The sequence below is a fragment of the Mesotoga infera genome, assembly GCA_011045915.1.
GTDB classification, from domain to species: Bacteria; Thermotogota; Thermotogae; order Petrotogales; family Kosmotogaceae; genus Mesotoga; species Mesotoga infera_D.
In genome coordinates, this window is the sequence record DSBT01000320.1 from 1 (window position 1) to 2044 (window position 2044).

General features: G+C 48.1%; 3 protein-coding genes. 2 read left to right on the forward strand and 1 reads right to left on the reverse strand.

Annotated elements, in window-relative coordinates:
• A partial coding sequence (locus ENN47_10355; GenBank protein ID HDP78561.1) for an amidohydrolase occupies window positions 1-557 on the reverse strand: 557 nt, incomplete at its 3' end.
• Between the two features lie 110 nt (window positions 558-667).
• Here ENN47_10355 and ENN47_10360 point away from each other — a divergent pair.
• Together ENN47_10360 and ENN47_10365 are read left to right on the forward strand one after the other, a co-directional pair.
• Window positions 668-1096 carry a C_GCAxxG_C_C family protein gene (locus tag ENN47_10360; GenBank protein HDP78562.1) on the forward strand — a complete coding sequence of 143 codons (429 nt, stop codon included), beginning with the start codon at window positions 668-670 and terminating at the stop codon, window positions 1094-1096.
• Window positions 1083-1364: a hypothetical protein gene (locus ENN47_10365; protein HDP78563.1), complete on the forward strand. Its 282-nt coding sequence runs from the start codon at window positions 1083-1085 to the stop codon at window positions 1362-1364. The genes ENN47_10360 and ENN47_10365 overlap by 14 nt, the downstream gene beginning before the upstream one ends.
• Window positions 1365-2044 lie beyond the last annotated feature (680 nt).

Here is a 2044-nt window from a genome sequence, read left to right on the forward strand (position 1 = left end):
GCCCTGACTTTCTGGAAATAGCCTCGAATGACGGCTGCCGTTCCAAGTCTTGTGGAAGGGGTCTTTTTGAAGCCCTCACCGTAGACTCTTTTCGGATTTTCACCCGTTGCCATTTTGAGTCCAGCCGGAGAACGAACTACCATGTCGTCGACGATTAAAGTCTTCTTGAACTTGAAGATAGCGCCCTGCCCTCCAACTGGATTAGCGCTGCCGGGAACGACCATGACTGTGGTGACTCCTCCAGATAACGCTCTCTTTATTGCTGCGTCCTGAGGATTGAAGGCATCGACGACGGAAACATCCGGCGTTAGAGGATCGGTTGCTTCGTTTCCGTCTCCGTAATAGCCTCCAACTCCCTCTTCATAGATGCCTATGTGTGAGTGAGCATCGATAAAGCCCGGAAAGATGAACTTGCCTGTAACATCGATTTCTTCGGCTCCAGGTTCTTCGAGTCCCTTTCCGATAGACTCGATCTTTCCATGAGAGATCAAAATGTCGCCCTTGAACGGTTCAGACGTGATAGGGTAAATCATCCCATTCTTTAGTAGTATTGACATGTAGTCCTCCTTCACTTGACGTTATACAATGATTTTATCAGAAGTGATACGTATTACAAACTTAAAGTCGATTTGATGACTTCACCGAGAAACTGAGAAAGGAGAAAGCAATGCTTGAAGATGCGGTGGGAAAACAATATTCAAGAAGTGATATTGAGAGAAACTGCGCTGAGGCAATGATTTACGGAGCAAATGACGAATACAAGCTCGACCTGCCGGAGGAGGCATTCTATACCATGGGGGCCTTTGGAGGCGGTATGAGAATCAAGAGCATCTGCGGGGCTGTTACTGGCTCTCTAGCGGTAATAGGAATTCTCTTCAACAGCGAAGTTTATGCGAAGCAGGAGAGAATGAAGCGAATTGCTGAGGAATTCCTTGAAAAATTCGAGAAACGATACGGACATCTTGAGTGCAGTGTACTGAGGGATAAATACAGAGATCCGGTAATCGGTTGCGAGACCACTGTGAGAATGGCGGCAGAATTGCTTGAGAGACTTATCGAGAAGTATTCTGGAGAGATTACATATGGTGAGAAGTGATGCTGGAATAAAACATCAGACGCAAGGCTGGGCAAGAACGGCCCAGGTCGCAATGCCGGCGAAGATCATGCCGGGACTCAAGGCTGGCGAGGATCATGCCAGGTCGCAATGCCCGCTTCGCGGGGAAGATCTTCAGAGCCAGTCTGCTGACGCAGGCCAGTCGCACTTCGTGCGGCCAGTCCGGCTATGCCGGGCAGAAGAGCCCAGTCTAGGAACGGGTTACATGGTGCGGGTTAGAAAGATCGGGTTGATAGAAGCGGGTTATTGAGACTTGGTTAGGAAGAGCTAGATCCCGTGCAAAAGCACTCACGGGATAACAATGTCAGACGATTCTCGAATTCTTTTGTAGGGGCGAACGGCTGTTCGCCCTCCTATAAGCTGATGTCCTAGACGAGGAGGGTTTCACATCCATTAAGGTATTCGGTGAAGATATGACCTACTCAGATGGTTATGCAGTAGCATGTTTTTTCAACACAAAATTGATTGAGCTCTCTTCGCCTTGGCCTTTTCGGAGAACTGCGAACCGTAAACTGTCGACGAGTATCAGTTGGAGCCTTCTCGTGAGCGTCTAGAAAGTGTCGTTTCTCGAATGATCTTATCGGTGAACGGGACCGTGATCTGGGACGGTCAGCGGAGAACGCCACTTCACAGCGATCAGCGGTACTTGCATGCAAGATCCAGGCAACCTGAAACACGGCAAGGGGGCAAGAGTTCCTCCTTCACGACTCAGAAATGCTCTGTTGATGATTAGAATGAAAAAGGAACTTATACTTTTGGTGGTTATTGTATAATTTACTCAATAGGAATTATACTTCTGTACAATTTGGAGGTTTGGATGAGACCAGAAGATTTTTCTGTTGGCTCACCGGGAAGGGTTCAGAAGGTAATAGGTTCTGGTTTTTCCTACTGGGCGTTTATTCCCGATCCGTTGCCGCCGAAGCTTGATTA

Bases quoted from the DNA above. Each gene is read 5' to 3' on its own strand.
- ENN47_10360 (HDP78562.1), top strand. From the start codon at position 668: ATGCTTGAAGATGCGGTGGGAAAACAATATTCAAGAAGTGATATTGAG.
- ENN47_10365 (HDP78563.1), top strand. From the start codon at position 1,083: ATGGTGAGAAGTGATGCTGGAATAAAACATCAGACGCAAGGCTGGGCA.